At 65.4% G+C, this 15,543-nt stretch carries 16 protein-coding genes; 6 read left to right on the top strand and 10 right to left on the bottom strand.

The window, feature by feature from the left end:
* Window positions 1-55: 55 nt before the first annotated feature.
* The 3 genes from HMI57_RS13140 to HMI57_RS13130 form a co-directional block, all read right to left on the bottom strand.
* Window positions 56-538, bottom strand: a complete 483-nt coding sequence (locus tag HMI57_RS13140) for an SRPBCC family protein (protein ID WP_171586462.1) — start codon at window positions 536-538, stop codon at window positions 56-58.
* On the bottom strand, window positions 535-909 hold the full coding sequence (locus tag HMI57_RS13135) for a metalloregulator ArsR/SmtB family transcription factor (protein ID WP_171586461.1): 375 nt from the start codon (window positions 907-909) through the stop codon (window positions 535-537). The genes HMI57_RS13140 and HMI57_RS13135 overlap by 4 nt, the downstream gene beginning before the upstream one ends.
* Window positions 910-987: 78 nt before the next feature.
* Window positions 988-1,641, bottom strand: coding sequence for a hemolysin III family protein (locus tag HMI57_RS13130; protein WP_171586460.1), 654 nt, complete (start codon window positions 1,639-1,641; stop codon window positions 988-990).
* Between the two features lie 176 nt (window positions 1,642-1,817).
* Here HMI57_RS13130 and HMI57_RS13125 point away from each other — a divergent pair, with 176 nt between their 5' ends.
* Together HMI57_RS13125 and HMI57_RS13120 are read left to right on the top strand one after the other, a co-directional pair.
* Complete coding sequence (locus HMI57_RS13125) at window positions 1,818-2,591, top strand: isoprenyl transferase (protein WP_171586459.1); 774 nt, start codon at window positions 1,818-1,820, stop codon at window positions 2,589-2,591.
* 249 nt (window positions 2,592-2,840) lie between these two features.
* Complete coding sequence (locus HMI57_RS13120; protein WP_205207910.1) at window positions 2,841-4,268, top strand: PhoH family protein; 1,428 nt, start codon at window positions 2,841-2,843, stop codon at window positions 4,266-4,268.
* Window positions 4,269-4,350: 82 nt separating this feature from the next.
* Here the strand turns inward: HMI57_RS13120 and HMI57_RS13115 are convergent, their stop codons facing one another.
* On the bottom strand, window positions 4,351-5,094 hold the full coding sequence (locus HMI57_RS13115) for a hypothetical protein (protein ID WP_171586458.1): 744 nt from the start codon (window positions 5,092-5,094) through the stop codon (window positions 4,351-4,353).
* 125 nt (window positions 5,095-5,219) lie between these two features.
* Here HMI57_RS13115 and HMI57_RS13110 point away from each other — a divergent pair, with 125 nt between their 5' ends.
* Window positions 5,220-5,666 carry an A24 family peptidase gene (locus HMI57_RS13110; RefSeq protein WP_225667903.1) on the top strand — a complete coding sequence of 149 codons (447 nt, stop codon included), beginning with the start codon at window positions 5,220-5,222 and terminating at the stop codon, window positions 5,664-5,666.
* 4 nt (window positions 5,667-5,670) lie between these two features.
* Entirely contained in the window at window positions 5,671-6,141 is a 471-nt protein-coding gene (locus tag HMI57_RS13105; RefSeq protein ID WP_171586456.1) for an NUDIX domain-containing protein, read from the top strand.
* Here the strand turns inward: HMI57_RS13105 and HMI57_RS13100 are convergent.
* The 5 genes from HMI57_RS13100 to HMI57_RS13080 form a co-directional block, all read right to left on the bottom strand.
* Window positions 6,138-7,865 (bottom strand): MDR family MFS transporter, encoded by a 1,728-nt coding sequence (locus tag HMI57_RS13100; RefSeq protein WP_171586455.1) that lies wholly within the window; start codon window positions 7,863-7,865, stop codon window positions 6,138-6,140. The genes HMI57_RS13105 and HMI57_RS13100 overlap by 4 nt on opposite strands.
* Entirely contained in the window at window positions 7,862-8,506 is a 645-nt protein-coding gene (locus HMI57_RS13095; RefSeq protein ID WP_171586454.1) for a TetR/AcrR family transcriptional regulator, read from the bottom strand. Before HMI57_RS13095 ends, HMI57_RS13100 begins: the two co-directional genes overlap by 4 nt.
* A gap of 136 nt (window positions 8,507-8,642) precedes the next feature.
* Window positions 8,643-10,070: a class II fumarate hydratase gene (locus HMI57_RS13090; RefSeq protein ID WP_171586453.1), complete on the bottom strand. Its 1,428-nt coding sequence runs from the start codon at window positions 10,068-10,070 to the stop codon at window positions 8,643-8,645.
* Between the two features lie 108 nt (window positions 10,071-10,178).
* Complete coding sequence (locus HMI57_RS13085) at window positions 10,179-10,793, bottom strand: carbonic anhydrase (RefSeq protein WP_318779129.1); 615 nt, start codon at window positions 10,791-10,793, stop codon at window positions 10,179-10,181.
* An 81-nt stretch (window positions 10,794-10,874) separates the two neighbouring features.
* The gene (locus HMI57_RS13080; RefSeq protein ID WP_346655208.1) at window positions 10,875-11,504 is read right to left on the bottom strand and encodes a DUF4245 domain-containing protein; all 630 of its coding nucleotides are present in this window, start codon (window positions 11,502-11,504) and stop codon (window positions 10,875-10,877) included.
* Between the two features lie 166 nt (window positions 11,505-11,670).
* Here HMI57_RS13080 and glpX point away from each other — a divergent pair, with 166 nt between their 5' ends.
* A complete protein-coding gene (gene glpX / locus HMI57_RS13075; RefSeq protein ID WP_171586451.1) occupies window positions 11,671-12,720 on the top strand; it encodes a class II fructose-bisphosphatase in 1,050 nt (349 codons plus the stop codon).
* A gap of 95 nt (window positions 12,721-12,815) precedes the next feature.
* Window positions 12,816-13,889 (top strand): peptidoglycan bridge formation glycyltransferase FemA/FemB family protein, encoded by a 1,074-nt coding sequence (locus HMI57_RS13070; protein WP_171586450.1) that lies wholly within the window; start codon window positions 12,816-12,818, stop codon window positions 13,887-13,889.
* 8 nt (window positions 13,890-13,897) lie between these two features.
* On the opposite strand, the gene HMI57_RS13065 is transcribed toward HMI57_RS13070, so the two are convergent.
* Window positions 13,898-15,535, bottom strand: coding sequence for an ATP-binding cassette domain-containing protein (locus HMI57_RS13065; RefSeq protein ID WP_171586449.1), 1,638 nt, complete (start codon window positions 15,533-15,535; stop codon window positions 13,898-13,900).
* Between the last annotated feature and the right edge of the window lie 8 nt (window positions 15,536-15,543).

The raw sequence follows: 15,543 nt of genomic DNA, 5'->3' as shown, positions 1-15,543 counted from the left end.
GCCGGGTCCGATGCCGCCGGAGGCGTAACCCCGGTCGATCTCTTGCGGCCGCCGCTCAGACGTTCGCCGATGCGAGGAGCTCTTCCAACCGGTCGTAGCCCTCGGACATCCCACCCTCCATGCCTGAAGCAGCCATCCCGTCACGCGCCTCCTGGGTGGGGTAGACGGCATGGCCCATGAGACGGCAGCGCCCGCTGCCGAGGTCCTCGAAGGTGAGGAACTCGATGCTGACGACGTCCGGATACCCGCCAAACTCGAAGGTCTGGATGGCGAACTCGTTCTCCCGCACGGTGTGGAATACGCCGCTGAAGGTATACGTCTCACCCGTGGGACCGGTGTGCCGGTACAGGTAGGTTCCTCCGGATCGGAAATCGTAGTGGTCAACCTCGATGGTGTTCCGCCGTGGTCCCAGCCATTGCCCGATTAGGTCGGGCTTCGCGTGGGCCTGGAATACGAGTTCCACCGGGAAGTCGAACTCGCGCTCGAAGTCGATGAAGGGGACTCCGTCGGGAACAGTGAGTTTCAGTGAGTTGCTCATGATGGATCCTTTGCGCTCTCGTGTGACTGTTTGCCGCTGTCGGCGGCAAGGGACTTCAGCACGGCGTCGAGGCTCCGGAACTGCCCTTCACGCACCAGACGGTATTGGTCAATCCAGGCGGTGAGTGCCTCCAGCCGTGCGGGGTCCAGATGGACGGGCCGGCGCTGGGCATCCCGTGTGCGGGTGACCAACTGTGCCTGCTCGAGGACCTGGATATGCTTCGAGACCGCCTGCTTGCTGATCTCGAAGGGCTCTGCCAGTTCGTTGACCGTGGCGGGTCCACGGCTGAGTCGCGCGATGATGCGTCGCCGGGCCGGGTCGGCCAGGGCCAGGAACGCCCGGTCAAGTAGCTCGTCACCCGGATCATCCACACTAATCAACCTAACTCTTGATCAACTAACTGGTTGATTAAGAAGTTACTCCTGCGGTCGGTGGCGGTCAAGGAGTTTTCAGACGGGATTCAGGACGGCGATGACAATGGCGATGAAGTGGACAGTGAATGCTGCCACCGTGAATGCGTGGAACAGTTCGTGGAAGCCAAACCACTTTGCACTGAAATTGGGTCGCTTGAGCGCGTAGAACATAGCGCCGGCGATATACAGGGCGCCTCCGACAATAATCAGGATTGCAGCCGCGGGGCTCGCGGCGAAGAACTCCGGCAAATAGAACAGCGCGCCCAACCCCAGTGCCACATAGACAGGTACGTAGAGCCAGCGGGGAGCGTTCACCCACAGGACCCTGAAGAGGACTCCCGCGATGGCACCGGACCAGATCACCCACAGCAATACGGTTGCCTTTGACGGTTCAAGGAGCGCCCAGGCGAGCGGAGTGTAGCTCCCAGCGATCACCAACATGATGTTCGTGTGATCCAGGCGTTTGAGGACCACACGGGTCCGGTCTGTCCAGGTACCGGTGTGATACACCGCGCTGATGCCGAACAGGAGCACCCCGGTGAACGCGTAGATGGCAGAGGTGATCTTCCCGGCGGCCGTCGGGGCGATCGCAACCAGGACAATTCCGGCGGCCAGCGCCAACGGTGTGGCTCCCGCATGCAACCAGCCGCGCAGCTTTGGTTTGAGGTCGCCGGGGGAGCTGAGGGTCATGCGGTAATTCTATCCGGCGGGCAGCTATGTTACTGCCCGGTAATGTGTTGATTGTCTGGAGTTCTGGTGAACGCCACAGTATCGACGGCGGCGCATCGGTTCCATGACGGTACCTTAGGAGTAGATCAATCGAGCGACGCATCGGTGCAGCCGCAGCACCTCAGGAAGTAGGACAGGTGAACCACCCCACGAAGTTTCCAGGATTCGCCTACAACTTCTATGAACGCCGGCTGCAGCGGTCACTGAGCCCCGACCGGATTCCGCACCACATTGGCGTGATGGTCGACGGTAACCGGCGGTGGGCCAAACTGGCGGGTGCACCGACCCGTGACGGGCATCAGGCGGGCGCCGACAAGATCCACGAGTTTCTCGGGTGGTGTGAGGAACTTGGCGTCGAAGTAGTGACCCTCTACATGCTCTCCACCGACAACATGAGCCGCTCTCCGGAGGAGATCGAGCAGCTCCTGGACATCATTGCCAATACCCTCGACCGGCTGGGGGAGAGCAATCGGGTGCGCGTGCAACCCGTTGGTGCACTCGAACTGCTGCCGGCTGATCTGTCGGACAAGCTGTGCTCCCTCGCCACCCACACCCGTGACATCGACGGTCTGCACGTGAACGTTGCGGTGGGCTATGGCGGACGCCGGGAGATCGTCGATGCGGTGAAGGAACTGCTTCTCGCCGCGGCAGCGAACGGCGAAACCCTCCCGGAGGTCGCGGAAGGTCTCACCGACCAGCAGATCTCCTCCTTCCTGTACACGAGGGGGCAGCCGGACCCGGACCTGGTGATCAGGACCTCCGGGGAGCAGCGGCTCTCCGGATTCCTGATGTGGCAGAGCGCGTACAGCGAGTTCTACTTCTGTGAAGCCCTCTGGCCTGATTTCCGCCGGGTCGACTTCCTCCGTGCGCTGCGCGACTACGGACGTCGGCAGCGACGGTTCGGTGGCTAGCGCCCCAACCGAAAGTTAATCGGGAATTATTTTCGACACGCCGCGCCATATTTTCGGGGCCCTGCTGTGCGGCGTATTCTCGACTCCATCAGGGGGCAACCAGCCGCCTGGTCGGGAGGCCACCGATGCAGCGAACAGGGCACACCAGCACCTCGCCACGTCTGGGGAGGCCGTGCCAGGCCTCATGGTCGCACTGCCCCACCCATTCATCACAAGTCGGGGATTGCACGCCCCGCCCGTGGAGTCCACATGACTAGAACTGACACCCAACAGCGTTCATTTGACTCAGGCCACAGCCTCCCGCCCACTGCCACCACGAAGGCCCGCACCAGCACTGATGACGAAGTCATCCTTGCCGAGGCGGGCCTTTCGTCTGTCGAAAGCCTCGGCAGCCGGAGCTACGTGGTGGACACCTCGGTACTGCTCTCAGATCCGCGGGCCATCCTGAGGTTCGCAGAGCACGAGGTGATCCTGCCGATCGTGGTGATCAGTGAGCTGGAAGCCAAACGCAACGATCCCGAGCTGGGCTACTTTGCACGCAAGGCGCTCCGGTTGCTCGACGATTTGCGGGTGCAGCACAACGGGCTCAACCAGGCGATCCCTCTCGGGGAAGAGGGCGGAACGCTGCGGGTTGAGCTGAACCATATTTCCACCGAGGTGCTGCCGGCAGGTTTCAGAAGTTCAGACAACGATTCACGGATCCTTGCCGTGGCCAAGAACCTCTCGGACGAGGGCAGGAACGTCACGGTCGTGTCGAAGGACCTGCCGATGCGCGTCAAGGCTTCGGCGATGGGCCTGAAGGCCGACGAGTACCGCAGTGAGCTGGTCACCGATTCCGGGTGGACAGGGGTCGCCGAACTGGATGTGGCCGAGGCCGACGTCAACACCCTCTACGAGCACCAGCCGGTGTTCCTTCCCGAGGCCGCCGAGATGCCCGCCAACACCGGGCTGGTGATGCACTCGCCGAGGGGGTCAGCCCTCGGCCGGGTCGGTGCCGACAAGCAGGTGCGCCTGGTCCGGGGCGACCGGGATGTCTTTGGCCTCCACGGCCGGTCAGCCGAGCAGCGGCTCGCCATCGATCTCTTGATGGATCCGGAAGTGGGGATCGTCTCGATGGGCGGGCGCGCCGGAACCGGAAAATCGGCGCTGGCCCTCTGCGCCGGCCTGGAGGCAGTCCTGGAACGCCGTGAACACCGGAAAGTGGTGGTCTTCAGGCCGCTGTACGCCGTCGGTGGCCAGGAGCTGGGGTACCTGCCCGGCAGCGAGAGCGAGAAGATGAATCCCTGGGCGCAGGCCGTCTTCGACACGCTGGGTGCCCTGGTGTCGCAGGAGGTGGTGGAGGAGGTGATGGACCGCGGCATGCTCGAGGTGCTCCCGCTCACCCATATCAGGGGCCGGAGCCTGCACGATTCGTTCGTCATCGTCGACGAGGCCCAGTCACTGGAGAAGAATGTCCTCCTCACCGTGATGAGCAGGATCGGGCAGAATTCCAAAATTGTCCTGACCCACGATGTGGCCCAGCGGGACAACCTGCGGGTGGGTCGCCACGACGGGATCGCCGCGGTGGTGGAAACCCTCAAGGGGCATCCGCTGTTCGGACACATCACCCTGACCCGGTCGGAGCGGTCGCCTATTGCCGCGCTCGTCACCGAACTCCTGGAGGGTGCCGAGATCTAGGGAAGGGAAACATCGAGGAGCGGGAAAGATGTAGAGCTGGAAACCAGCAGTGCCGATGGATGTCAGCTGATGCGGGGAACGGTCAGCTGACATTCCACGGAATGTGGGAACTGACGTCCGTGAGGCCCATCCCCGAGTCCACGAAGTGGTCATCGATCATGTATTCATCGACGCCCAGGATGCGGAGCCAGTGCCCGCCCCCTGCGAACTCCCCGTCCAGTGCCCGCGTGGACACGCAAATTCCGGTGCCCACGTCCACCTTCACCTCGGTCCGGCCGCGGCCGATGAGGGGGTAGCCCGGAGTGAAGGGTTTGTACGTGAGGTTCGGGGTGGCGATGGCGCTGAGCACCGGCCGGCCCTCGAATTCCTCCTCCACAATATTCTCCAGTTCCACCCGGTTGGCGAAGGGGGATTCGAAGGCGACTGGCGAATCACCGGCGAACTCAACCGGGTCCAGCATGGCGGCCCACCGTGGGTCGCCGAACGCCGGTTCACCGTAGGCGGCTTCCGGGCGCCTCAGCACAAAGCCGGCGTCGTTATAGACGGGGGTGATGAGCCGGGGTGCCAGTAGCCAGGACTTGCGGGTGGCACTGACATACAACGCATCGCGGGAGCCAGCAGTGCCGGTGGTACTGTGCAGCAGCACGCCGTCGTCGTCCTCGACCCGCAGCGCGGCCGGCCGACGTAGCCATGCCTTCAGCGGGCGGGTGTCCGATTCGGCACTCCGCCAGGCCACAGTGAAGCGCAACGTCTCCCATCTCCACGGGGACGACCGACACAGCGACCGGAACGTGGCTGCGGGGGTGGCGCTGTGGGTTGCCGACATATCCACAGTGTAACCGCCGCCATTCACTGCACCAGAGCGGAGGCAGTAGCTTGGGATCCATGACCGAGATCCTCATCCGGTACGCCGCCGGGAGCCCGCCGGCGGTCCTGCCTCTCGCCCTGGCGATGGGTGTCCTGCTGGTGGTGGGTGTCCGGCTCGCCGTCGTCGACTCCCGCACCCACCGGTTGCCGGACCGGATCATCTTCCCCGCCTACCCGGTGGCAGCGGTGCTGCTGGCGGCGGGCGCCCTGATCGCCGGAGAGCCCTCCCGGGTGCTCGCCATGCTCATCGGTGCTGCGCTGCTCTGGCTGGTGTACTTCATGTTGAGGATCGTCTACCCGGCGGGGATGGGCTTCGGAGACGTGAAGCTCGCCGGCCTGCTGGGACTGTATCTCGGGTTCGCCGGGTGGGGATACCTGCTGTGGGGGACCTTTGCGGCATTCTGCCTTGCTGGGCTGTGGGGGCTGGCCCTGATCGCCAGCCGTCGTGGCACCCTGAGGTCGGCGATTCCGTTCGGCCCGTTCATGATCGGCGGCGCGGTACTGGTCCTGGCGATCCCGTCGCTAGGCTGAAGGGATGCCGACCCCTGACTATGTCCTGTCCCTCCGCGAGAAGATCGGGCACGCGCCGCTTTGGCTGCCCGGCGTCGGCGGCGTGGTGTTCGACGACGACGGCAGGGTGCTGCTCGGAAAACGTACCGATAACGGGCAATGGACGGTGATCACCGGAATGCTTGAGCCCGGCGAGGAACCGGCACCGGGCATCGTGCGGGAAATCCTTGAGGAGACAGGGGTGGTGGCCCGGGTGGAGCACCTGATCCGGGTGGAGGTAGTGGGGCCGGTAACCTTCCCCAACGGGGACGTGTGCACCTTCCTCACCTCCGACTTCAGCTGCCGGTACGTTTCGGGGGACGCCCGCGTGAACGACGACGAGTCCACCGACGTGCAGTGGTTCCCCCTCGACGACCTGCCCGACCTGAACACCCGGCACCGCCAGCTCATCGAATCGGCCCGCACGGCTGACGGCGTCCCCCACTTCGTGCGCTAGCGGGAATCCGGTCCCGGAGCCGGACGGGCCTCCGGTTCGGAGTCGTGGTCGGCGGGTGCCTCACTTCCGGCCGTGCCGGCCGCGGTGGTCCCCCCGGCGGTCGCGGTGGTCCCCCCGGCGGGCACCGAGGCGCGCTCGCGTTCGAGGCGTTCAGCGTCCTCGCCGCCAATCGCCTCACCCCTGGCCACCATGCCCGAGGTTTCCGACAGGGGGATGTGCTTGAGGGTGACGGCAAGGATCAGGGCGATGACCAGGAACGGTACGAGGTACCAGAACACCGGCGCGAGGGAGTTCGCGTAGTCGGCCACGATCGCGTCCCTGAGTGGGTCGGGCAACTGTGCCAGGGTCTGCGGATCGATAGTTGCTGACGCCTCACCGGCCTGCGCCGGCGTCGAACCGAACCCCGTGAAGGTGGTGGTGAGCGATTCGGTGAGGCGGCTGGTGAAGATGGCACCGAACACTGCGACACCCAGGGAAGCTCCCACTTCGCGGAAGTAGTTGTTAGTGCTGGTCGCGGTGCCGATCATGTCGGCGGAGACTGCGTTCTGCACCACGAGGACGATCACCTGCATGATCAGGCCGAGCCCAGCGCCGAAGAGGAACAGCTGGGCGCAGATCACCCAGATGGGGGTGTCAGCGGTCAGCGTGGTCATCCACAGCAGCGCCACGATCGTGAAGCTGGTTCCGACAATGGGGTAGGGCTTGTACTTCCCGGTCCGTGAAATGGCCAGACCGGAGTAGATCGACATGCCCATCAGGCCCACCATCATGGGCAACATCAGCAGGCCGGAGACCGCTGCCGAGGTACCCGAAGACATCTGCAGGAAGGTGGGAACGAACGCGAGGGCGGCGAACATGCCCAGCCCGAGGGTGAAGCCGATGGCCGTCGCGTTGATGAAGACCCTGTTGCGGAAGAGGCTGAGGGGGATGATCGGATCCTCGGCACGGCGCTCTGCCATGATGAACGCGGTCACGGCAAGAACCAGCCCGACGCCGAAGGCCCAGGTGAGGGGTGAGGTCCAGCCCTCTGCAGGGTCGGCACCGAAGTCGGTGAAGAAGATCAGGCAGGTGGTGGCAATGGACAGCAGCCCAATCCCGAAGTAGTCAATCCGTTTGGTGGCCTGCTTGGACGGGAGAGTGAGGGTGAACCAGGCGACGGCGAAGGCCGCGACGCCGATGGGGATGTTGATGTAGAAGGCCCAGTTCCAGGTCAGGTTGTCGACGAAGAACCCGCCGAGCAGGGGACCGGCGACCGCCGAGAGGCCGAAGATACCGCCCAGGGGGCCCATGTACTTGCCGCGCTCGCTGGCGGGGACGATGTCCGCGATGATCGCCTGCGAGAGGATCATCAGCCCGCCGCCGCCGAGACCCTGAATGGCCCGGAAGATCACAAAGGCCCAGAAGTCGGTGGCGAAGGCGCAGCCGATCGATGCGATCGTGAACAGGGCGATCGCGAACAGGAACAGGTTGCGCCGGCCGAACACATCGCCGAGTTTGCCGTAGATCGGCATCACGATGGTTGTGGCGAGCAGGTAGGCGGTGGTGATCCAGGTCTGGTGTTCGACGCCGCCGAGTTGCCCCACGATGGTGGGCATCGCCGTCGAGACGATGGTCTGGTCGAGGCTGGCCAGCAGCATGCCGGCGATGAGTGCTGAGAAGATGATCCAGATGCGCTTCTGGGTTAGCAGCAGCGGCCCCTTTTCCTTCTGGGCGGTCGAGCTCATGGTGTTCCTTCGGGGGTGTGGTGTGGGGCGCCGGTGTTAAAGAGATAGCCTGCGGCGTCGATGTTGGATTCAAGAATGTCGCGGTAGCTTTGGCTTTCCTCGTCGCGGAAGAACGCGTGAGTGGAGAGCCAGGCGATGCGGCCGATGAGCTCGGCGGCCATGGCGGCGCGGGGGTCGTCAGCAGTCATGCCCTCACGGCGGGCGATCAGGGCTGCGAACTCCTTGTGCCGGACCGCTGAGTCGCCGAACAGCTTCACGAGCAGTTGGGGTTCACGCTGCATGAGGGCATGCATCTGCGCGAACTCCTCCCGCGTGATGGCGAGGCGCTCGCCGGTGGAGGCGGCCAGCTCGGCCAGCGCGGTCAGTAGGGGGACGGACCCGGCGCTGGCAAGGAAGGCGTCAGTCAGGTCTTTCGGCTGATGGTCCTCGCTGTGGCCGAGCACCGCGTCTTCTTTGGTGGGGAAGTAGTTGAAGAAGGTGCGCCGGGAAATGCCGACCTGCTCGCAGAGCTCCTCGACGGTAAAGCCGCTGAGCCCCTTGTCGATGGTCAGCCGGCGGGCGGTGTCGCAGATGGCTGACCGGGTAATCAGCCGTTTGCGTTCGCGCAGGCCGCCGTCTTCATTTTTTGCACTATTTTCCACGGAGTACATATTTGCACGATAGAGCTAAGAGTGCAAAATAATAAGTCTGGGCACAGAAACGGCCCCAAGGGAAAGGCCCGCCGGGAGGAACCGGCGGACCTGATCCTCAGGGCCGTGTCTGTGCGGGAAGCGCTAGTTACTGCGGCGGTCGGGTCATGGACAGGACGTCGAGTGAGTCGTCCAGCTGCTGCTCGGTGAGCTCCCCGCGCTCCACAAACCCGAGCGCGACGACTGCCTCCCGGACCGTCAGCCCCTCGGCCACCGCCTTCTTGGCGATCTTCGCGGCGTTTTCGTAGCCGATGTACTTGTTCAGCGGGGTCACGATCGAGGGGGACGCCTCGGCCAGGAACCGGGCGCGCTCCTCGTTGGCGGTGATGCCGTCGATCATCTTGTCGGCCATCACCCGGGTGGAGGTGCTCAGGAGCCTCACCGATTCCAGGACGTTGCGGGCGATGACGGGGATGCCGACGTTGAGCTCGAACGCGCCGTTGGTTCCGGAGATGGCCACCGTGGCGTCGTTGCCCATCACCTGGGCGCACACCATGATGACCGCTTCGCAGATGACCGGGTTGACCTTGCCGGGCATGATGGACGAGCCGGGCTGCAGGTCGGGTAGCGCGATCTCGCCGAGGCCCGTGTTGGGGCCGGAGCCCAGCCAGCGCAAATCGTTGTTGATCTTGGTCAGCGATACGGCGATGGTGCGGAGCATGCCCGACACCTCGACCAGTCCGTCGCGGTTGGCCTGTGCCTCGAAGTGGTCGCGGGCCTCGGTGAGGGGAAGTCCGGTGTCGCTGGCGAGAAGTTCGATGACCCGAGCCGAGAATCCGGCGGGGGTGTTGATCCCCGTGCCGACTGCTGTGCCGCCCAGCGGTACTTCGGCGACCCGGGGGAGTGAGGCGTGGATACGCTCGACGCCGTAGCGCATCTGCGCGGCGTACCCGCCGAATTCCTGGCCGAGGGTGACCGGTGTGGCGTCCATCAGGTGGGTGCGGCCGGACTTGACGACGGTCTTGAACTCGTCGGCCTTGCGCTCCAGTGAGGCGGCCAGGTATTCCAGTGCGGGGACCAGATCCTTGGTCAGTGCTGACGCTGCAGCCACGTGCACCGAGGTGGGGAACACATCGTTGGAGGACTGGGAGGCGTTGACGTGGTCGTTCGGGTGAACAGTGGTTTCGCTGCCCGCGGCGGCGAGGGCTCGGGTCGCCAGGGTGGCGACGACCTCGTTGATGTTCATGTTCGATGACGTGCCGGAGCCGGTCTGGTAGATGTCGATCGGGAAGTCGCCGTCGTACTTGCCCTGCGCCACCTCTTCGGCGGCGGCCTCGATGGCGCGGGCACGCTCGTCGTCGAGCACTCCCAGTTCGGCGTTGGCGGTGGCTGCGGCCTTCTTGATGCGGGCCAGCGCTTCGATGTGGGCGCGCTCCAGGCGGGTGCCGGAGATGGGGAAGTTCTCCACGGCGCGTTGGGTCTGTGCACGGTACAGGGCGTTGACCGGAACCCGGACCTCGCCCATCGTGTCGTGTTCAATACGGAATTCGGCGTCGGATCCAGGCGATTGAGTCATGCGCCAATTCTCTCCGCTGGGGCTGCAGCGAACCAAATCCTGCTCGGCGCCACATCGAAATGCAGCGGGAATCCCCTGCGGTGGCTGAACACCGCCGGGCGCTGCCGTCTAGAGGTCGCCGATTCCTGAGACGATCTCCGCCTTGCCGTCCTCCAGCCGGTAGGTCACACCCATCACGGCTGTCGAGCCCTGCTCGACGGCGTCGGCGATGACCCGGGAGGAGTCCACCATGCGCTTCGAGGTCTGTTTGATGTGCTCGACAACTGTCGCGTTGAGGTCGGTGACCCCGTTGCGGCGGGAGGTCAGGACCGAGGGGGTGATCCGCTCCACGAGTTCACGGAGGAAGCCCACCGGCATTACGCCGGAATCGAGGGAATCCATGGTGGCAGATACGGCGCCGCAGCGGTCGTGGCCTAGCACCACGATGAGCGGGACGTTCAGCACACTGACACTGAACTCAAGGGAGCCCAGGACGGCGTCGTCGATGACCTGACCGGCGGTGCGCACCACGAAGACGTCGCCGAGGCCGAGGTCGAAAATGATCTCAGCGGCCAGCCGGGAGTCCGAGCATCCGAAGATGACGGCGAACGGGTGCTGGGTTTCGACCAGTGACGCCCGGTGCAGGGCATCCTGGTTGGGATGCGAGGACGTCCCCGTGACGAACCGCTGGTTTCCATCACGCAGTCGCTGCCAGGCATCGGCAGGAGTCAATTGGTTGTTCACGGGGCCTACCTTACGCCGCATGGCCCAGGTTTCCTGAGACTGTGACCCTTCGATTTCGGGCCGGTGACCCGGACAAGCAGCCTAGGGGGCAGCGAGATCGTTCAGGATTGCGTCGCCGAGCACATCGAATTCGGCGAGATCGGCGGTGCCGTTGAGGATCAGGGTAAACTCGTCGGTCTCGGTGGTCAGGAAGGAATCCCCCGAGGAGGAGTCGAACAGCTCCCAGTCGAGGGTGCCGATGGTGCGCTGGCCGGAGAGCTGGGCGCCGTCGAGCCGTTGCGCAGTCCAGGTGGGGTTGGCGCTGTTGGTCTGGGTGAGCTGAATGAACTGCCGTTCGGGGGTGAGGTAGCCGACCTCCCAGAAGGGGACGCCGTCGCTGCCGCCCGGATTCCAGCGGGCAAAGTTGGAGGTCCAGCCCTCCGGCAGGTCGGGGGCCAGGGGCACATACCCGGCAATGTCAGCGGCCTCCGCGGAGACGTTCGGAACGTCGATGTCCCGCGCGTAGGTTTCGGCGGTATGGGTCGGGTTGAGCAGCAGCACCGGCAGCACCAGGCCGAAGGTCGCGGCAACCGCGATCAGCATGCCGATCACCGTGGAGTTGGCCCGCTTCGCCTGCTTCGGGGTCAGGACAGGAGTGAACTGTTGGTCAGCGTCGGGACGGGGGGCGCTGTCGGCGGAAGTGTTTGATGGTCCGGGCTGGGGGGTGCTCACGGTTCTATTTTCCACCACACCCGGGGTGCCTGCCTAAACGATGGCCCTCCCGGACTGCGGGACGTCCGCCGTCACGCATAGTGCGGCTGGACCGGTCCTACTATGATTGGGCGCAGGGGATAAGTCCCGCAGCTTTCGCCAGCGATGGCACAGCACCGCTTCGACGATGAGGATTGACGTGTCTAACACCGCCAAATCAGCCCAGTATTCAACGCTTTCGCGCGCCCTCGCCGTCGGCGACGATGAGCCGGACCGCAACCTTGCGCTGGAACTGGTGCGCGTGACCGAAGCAGCAGCCATTGCCGGCGGCCACTGGGTCGGCTACGGGGACAAGCTCAAGGCCGACGGCGCGGCGGTGGACGCCATGCGCTCCCTGCTCTCCACCGTCCACTTCAACGGTGTGGTGGTCATTGGTGAGGGCGAGAAGGACGAAGCCCCGATGCTGTTCAACGGCGAGCGGGTCGGCGACGGCAGCGGACCCGAGTGCGACGTCGCCGTCGACCCAATCGACGGAACCCGGCTGACGGCCCTCGGCATCAACAACGCGATCGCCGTGCTGGCCGTCGCCGAGCGCGGCACCATGTTCGACCCCTCAGCGGTGTTTTACATGGAAAAGCTGGTCACCGGGCCCGAGGCCGCCGACATGGTGGACCTGCGCCTGCCCGTCAAGCAGAACCTGCACCTGATCGCTAAAGCGAAGGGCAAGTCGGTCAACCAGGTCACCGTCATGATCCTGGACCGCGACCGGCACCGCCCGCTGGTCGACGAGATCCGCGCCGCTGGCGCACGCACCAAGTTCATCATGGACGGTGACGTGGCCGGGGCCATCGCCGCAGCCCGTGAAGGCACCGATGTCGACGCCCTGATGGGAATCGGTGGCACCCCCGAGGGGATCGTGGCCGCCTGCGCCATCAAGTCGCTCGGCGGCGTCATCCAGGGCCGCCTCTGGCCCACCAGCGACGAGGAGAAGCAGAAGGCCCTCGACGCCGGCCACGACCTCGACCGCGTGATGTCCACCTCCGACCTCGTGACCAGCGACAACTGCTACTTCGCGGCGACCGGCATCACCGACGGTGACCTGGTGCGCGGCGTGCGCTACAACAAGGGCAAGGTCCTTACCCAGTCCATCGTGATGCGGTCCAAGTCCGGAACGATCCGCGTGGTCGACGGCGAGCACCAGGCGCACAAGTGGGAAAGCTACGCACGCCTGAAGTAGGACTGTTCAAGGAGGGCCATCGGGTGGCCGTCTGAAGGGGACTGCGACGAAGCCACCTGCGGGACTGCCCCGTGATCGGCGCTAGGGTTGAGGGCATGACCCTTTCTGTTGTGCAGTGCACCGACGAGTCCCGGTGGGACGCCTCAGTCAACGCCTTGTTTGGGCACCCCCAGCAGCTCTGGGGCTGGGGCCAGACAAAGGCCAGCCACGGCTGGAGTGTTGACCGTGTCCTGGTGCAGGACGGCGGCGAACTCGTGGGATCAGCCCAGCTGCTGCTCCGGAAGCTGCCGCTGCCGTTCCGGGCGCTCGCCTACTGCCCGCGCGGACCGCAGACCCTCCCTGGACGGGAAGCCGAGGTGCTGGCAGCACTTGAGGTGTACACCCGCCGCGCCCACCGGCCGGTGGCCCTGTGCATCGAGCCCGACTGGGAGGCCGACGCCGCCCCGGCCCGTGCCCTCGCCGCAGCAGGCTGGCGCAGCACCGAGAGCACCATCCTGATTGGGCGCACCCTGATTCTCGACCTCACCCTCAGCGAGGATGAGCTGCTGGCCGCGATGAGCAAGAAGCACCGGCAGTACATCAGGAAGTCCGGGCGGGAGGACCTGCAGTACCAGGAAGTGACCCGCGCGGAGCTGCCGAAGTGTCTTGGGGTGTACCGGGAGACCGCTGACCGTGCCGGGTTCGGCATCCACGAGGACCGCTACTACCTGGACATCTTCGACAACCTGGGCAGCGCGTCGCCCGTCTATGCGGCGTTCCAGGGTGACGAGGTCGTGGCCTTCCTCTGGCTGTCGGTGAGCGAGAACACGGTGTTCGAACTGTACGGCGGGATGACCGCAGCGGGTGAGCACCTCCGCGCCAACTACGCGTTGAAGTGGCTGGCCATCCAGTCGATGAAGGAGCGCGGCGCGGTGCGCTACGACTTCAACGGGCTCCTGAACGACGGTGTCTCCAAGTTCAAGATGGGTTGGGCCAAGCACGAGAACCAGCTCGCCGGAACGTGGGACAAACCCCTCTCACCGCTCTACCCGGTGTACTCCCGGGCGATGCCGCTTGCCCGCGACGGGATACGCTTCGCCCAGTCCACCGCGGCCAGGGTCAAGCCAGCGCTGAAGTCAGCAATCCCTCGGCTAAAATCCACAATCCGGGGCCGGTCCCAGACGGGTTGATCTAACGGTCAGCTGGCGCTGACCTGTCCACTGGCGACCGTCCACCGGCTATCCAACCGCACGTTCTCCAGCAGCCGGCGATCGTGGGAAACCAGGAGCAGCGCGCCGTCGTAGTGTTCCAGCGCCTCCTCCAGCTGTTCGATGGCCGGTAGGTCCAGGTGGTTGGTCGGTTCGTCCAGCACCAGCAGGTTCACCCCGCGGGACTGGAGCAGTGCCAGCGCCGCCCGGGTGCGTTCACCGGGGGACAGGCTGCCTACCGTGCCGCCGACCTGGTCGGCCTTGAGCCCAAACTTCGCGAGCAGGGTCCTGACCTCGGCCCGGTTCAGGCTGGGAACCAGTGCCTCGAAGGCATCGCCGAGTTTCTCGGTCTCCGCAAACACGCCGCGCGCCTGGTCGATCTCGCCGACGGCGACACTCGCTCCCAGCGCCGCCCCGCCGTCGTCGGGCGCCAGCTGGCCCAGCAGCAACCCGAGGAGGGTTGATTTCCCGGCGCCGTTGGGGCCGGTGATGCCAATCCGGTCGCCGGCGTTGACCTGCAGGGATACCGGTCCGAGGGTGAACCCGCCGCGGCGGACCACCGCGGCGTTCAGGGTCGCCACCACGGAGCTGGAGCGGGGGGCCTCACCGATGCTGAACTGCAACTGCCACTCCTTGCGCGGTTCCGCTACCTCATCGAGGCGGGAAATCCGCGACTCCATCTGCCTGACCTTCTGGGCCTGCTTCTCCGAGGACTCCATGGACGCCCGGCGCCGGATCTTGTCATTGTCAGGACTCTTCTTCATCGCGTTCCGGACGCCCTGGGAGCTCCATTCCCGCTGGGTGCGGGCGCGGGAGACCAGATCGGCCTTCTTGTCGGCGAACTCCTCGTATGCTTCCCGCGCGTGGCGCTTCGCCACAGCCCGTTCCTCGAGGAACGCGTCGTAGCCGCCGTCGTACACGGCGACGCTGCGCTGCGCGAGGTCCAGTTCCACCACTGTGGTGATGCAGCGTGCCAGGAACTCGCGGTCGTGGGAGACCAGGACGACGCCGCCCCGCAGGCCCCTCACAAACTCCTCCAGACGGGCCAGGCCCGCCAGGTCGAGATCGTTGGTGGGTTCATCCAGGAGGACGATGTCGAACCGACTGAGCAGTAGTGCTGCCAGCGCCACGCGGGCGGCCTGTCCGCCGGAGAGGCCGGTCATCGGGGTGTCCAGGGCCAGGGTCAGGCCCAGCTCGGCGAGGACGGGTGGGATGCGTTCGGTGAGGTCGGCCGCGCCGCACGCCATCCAGCGGTCCAGGGCGGTTCCGTAGGCGTCGTTCGCTGCGGTGGTGCCGGAGGCCAACGCGTCGGCGGCCTCCTCCATGGCCGCGGTCGCTGCCGTCGTTCCGGTGCGGCGTCCCAGGTAACCCTCGATGGTTTCGCCGGGGAGTCGGTCCTGTTCCTGGGGCAGCCACCCCACGAAAGCGTCGGTGGGGGTGGTGGTGACCGTGCCGCCCAGTGGGGTGTCCACTCCGGCGAGGAGACTGAGCAGCGTGGATTTGCCGGCGCCGTTCGCCCCGACCACGCCAATGACGTCGCCGGGCGCGACCGTTAGATTGAGGCCGGAGAAGAGGGTGCGGTGGGCGTGGCCTCCGGAGAGGTCCTTCGCCACGAGGGAAGCAGTCACCCGTCTAT

The organism is Arthrobacter sp. 260 (assembly GCF_013116745.1).
Classification (GTDB): Bacteria; Actinomycetota; Actinomycetes; order Actinomycetales; family Micrococcaceae; genus Arthrobacter_D.
Note: the sequence above shows the minus strand (reverse complement) of the source record. Positions and strands in the feature narration are given on the sequence as shown.

Coding starts and splice junctions, on each gene's coding strand:
- HMI57_RS13070 (WP_171586450.1), top strand. CDS start 12,816: ATGACCCTTTCTGTTGTGCAGTGCACCGACGAGTCCCGGTGGGACGCC.
- HMI57_RS13110 (WP_225667903.1), top strand. CDS start 5,220: ATGGGTGTCCTGCTGGTGGTGGGTGTCCGGCTCGCCGTCGTCGACTCC.
- HMI57_RS13120 (WP_205207910.1), top strand. CDS start 2,841: ATGACTAGAACTGACACCCAACAGCGTTCATTTGACTCAGGCCACAGC.
- glpX (WP_171586451.1), top strand. CDS start 11,671: ATGAGGATTGACGTGTCTAACACCGCCAAATCAGCCCAGTATTCAACG.
- HMI57_RS13105 (WP_171586456.1), top strand. CDS start 5,671: ATGCCGACCCCTGACTATGTCCTGTCCCTCCGCGAGAAGATCGGGCAC.
- HMI57_RS13090 (WP_171586453.1), bottom strand. CDS start 10,070: ATGACTCAATCGCCTGGATCCGACGCCGAATTCCGTATTGAACACGAC.
- HMI57_RS13140 (WP_171586462.1), bottom strand. CDS start 538: ATGAGCAACTCACTGAAACTCACTGTTCCCGACGGAGTCCCCTTCATC.
- HMI57_RS13100 (WP_171586455.1), bottom strand. CDS start 7,865: ATGAGCTCGACCGCCCAGAAGGAAAAGGGGCCGCTGCTGCTAACCCAG.
- HMI57_RS13115 (WP_171586458.1), bottom strand. CDS start 5,094: ATGTCGGCAACCCACAGCGCCACCCCCGCAGCCACGTTCCGGTCGCTG.
- HMI57_RS13130 (WP_171586460.1), bottom strand. CDS start 1,641: ATGACCCTCAGCTCCCCCGGCGACCTCAAACCAAAGCTGCGCGGCTGG.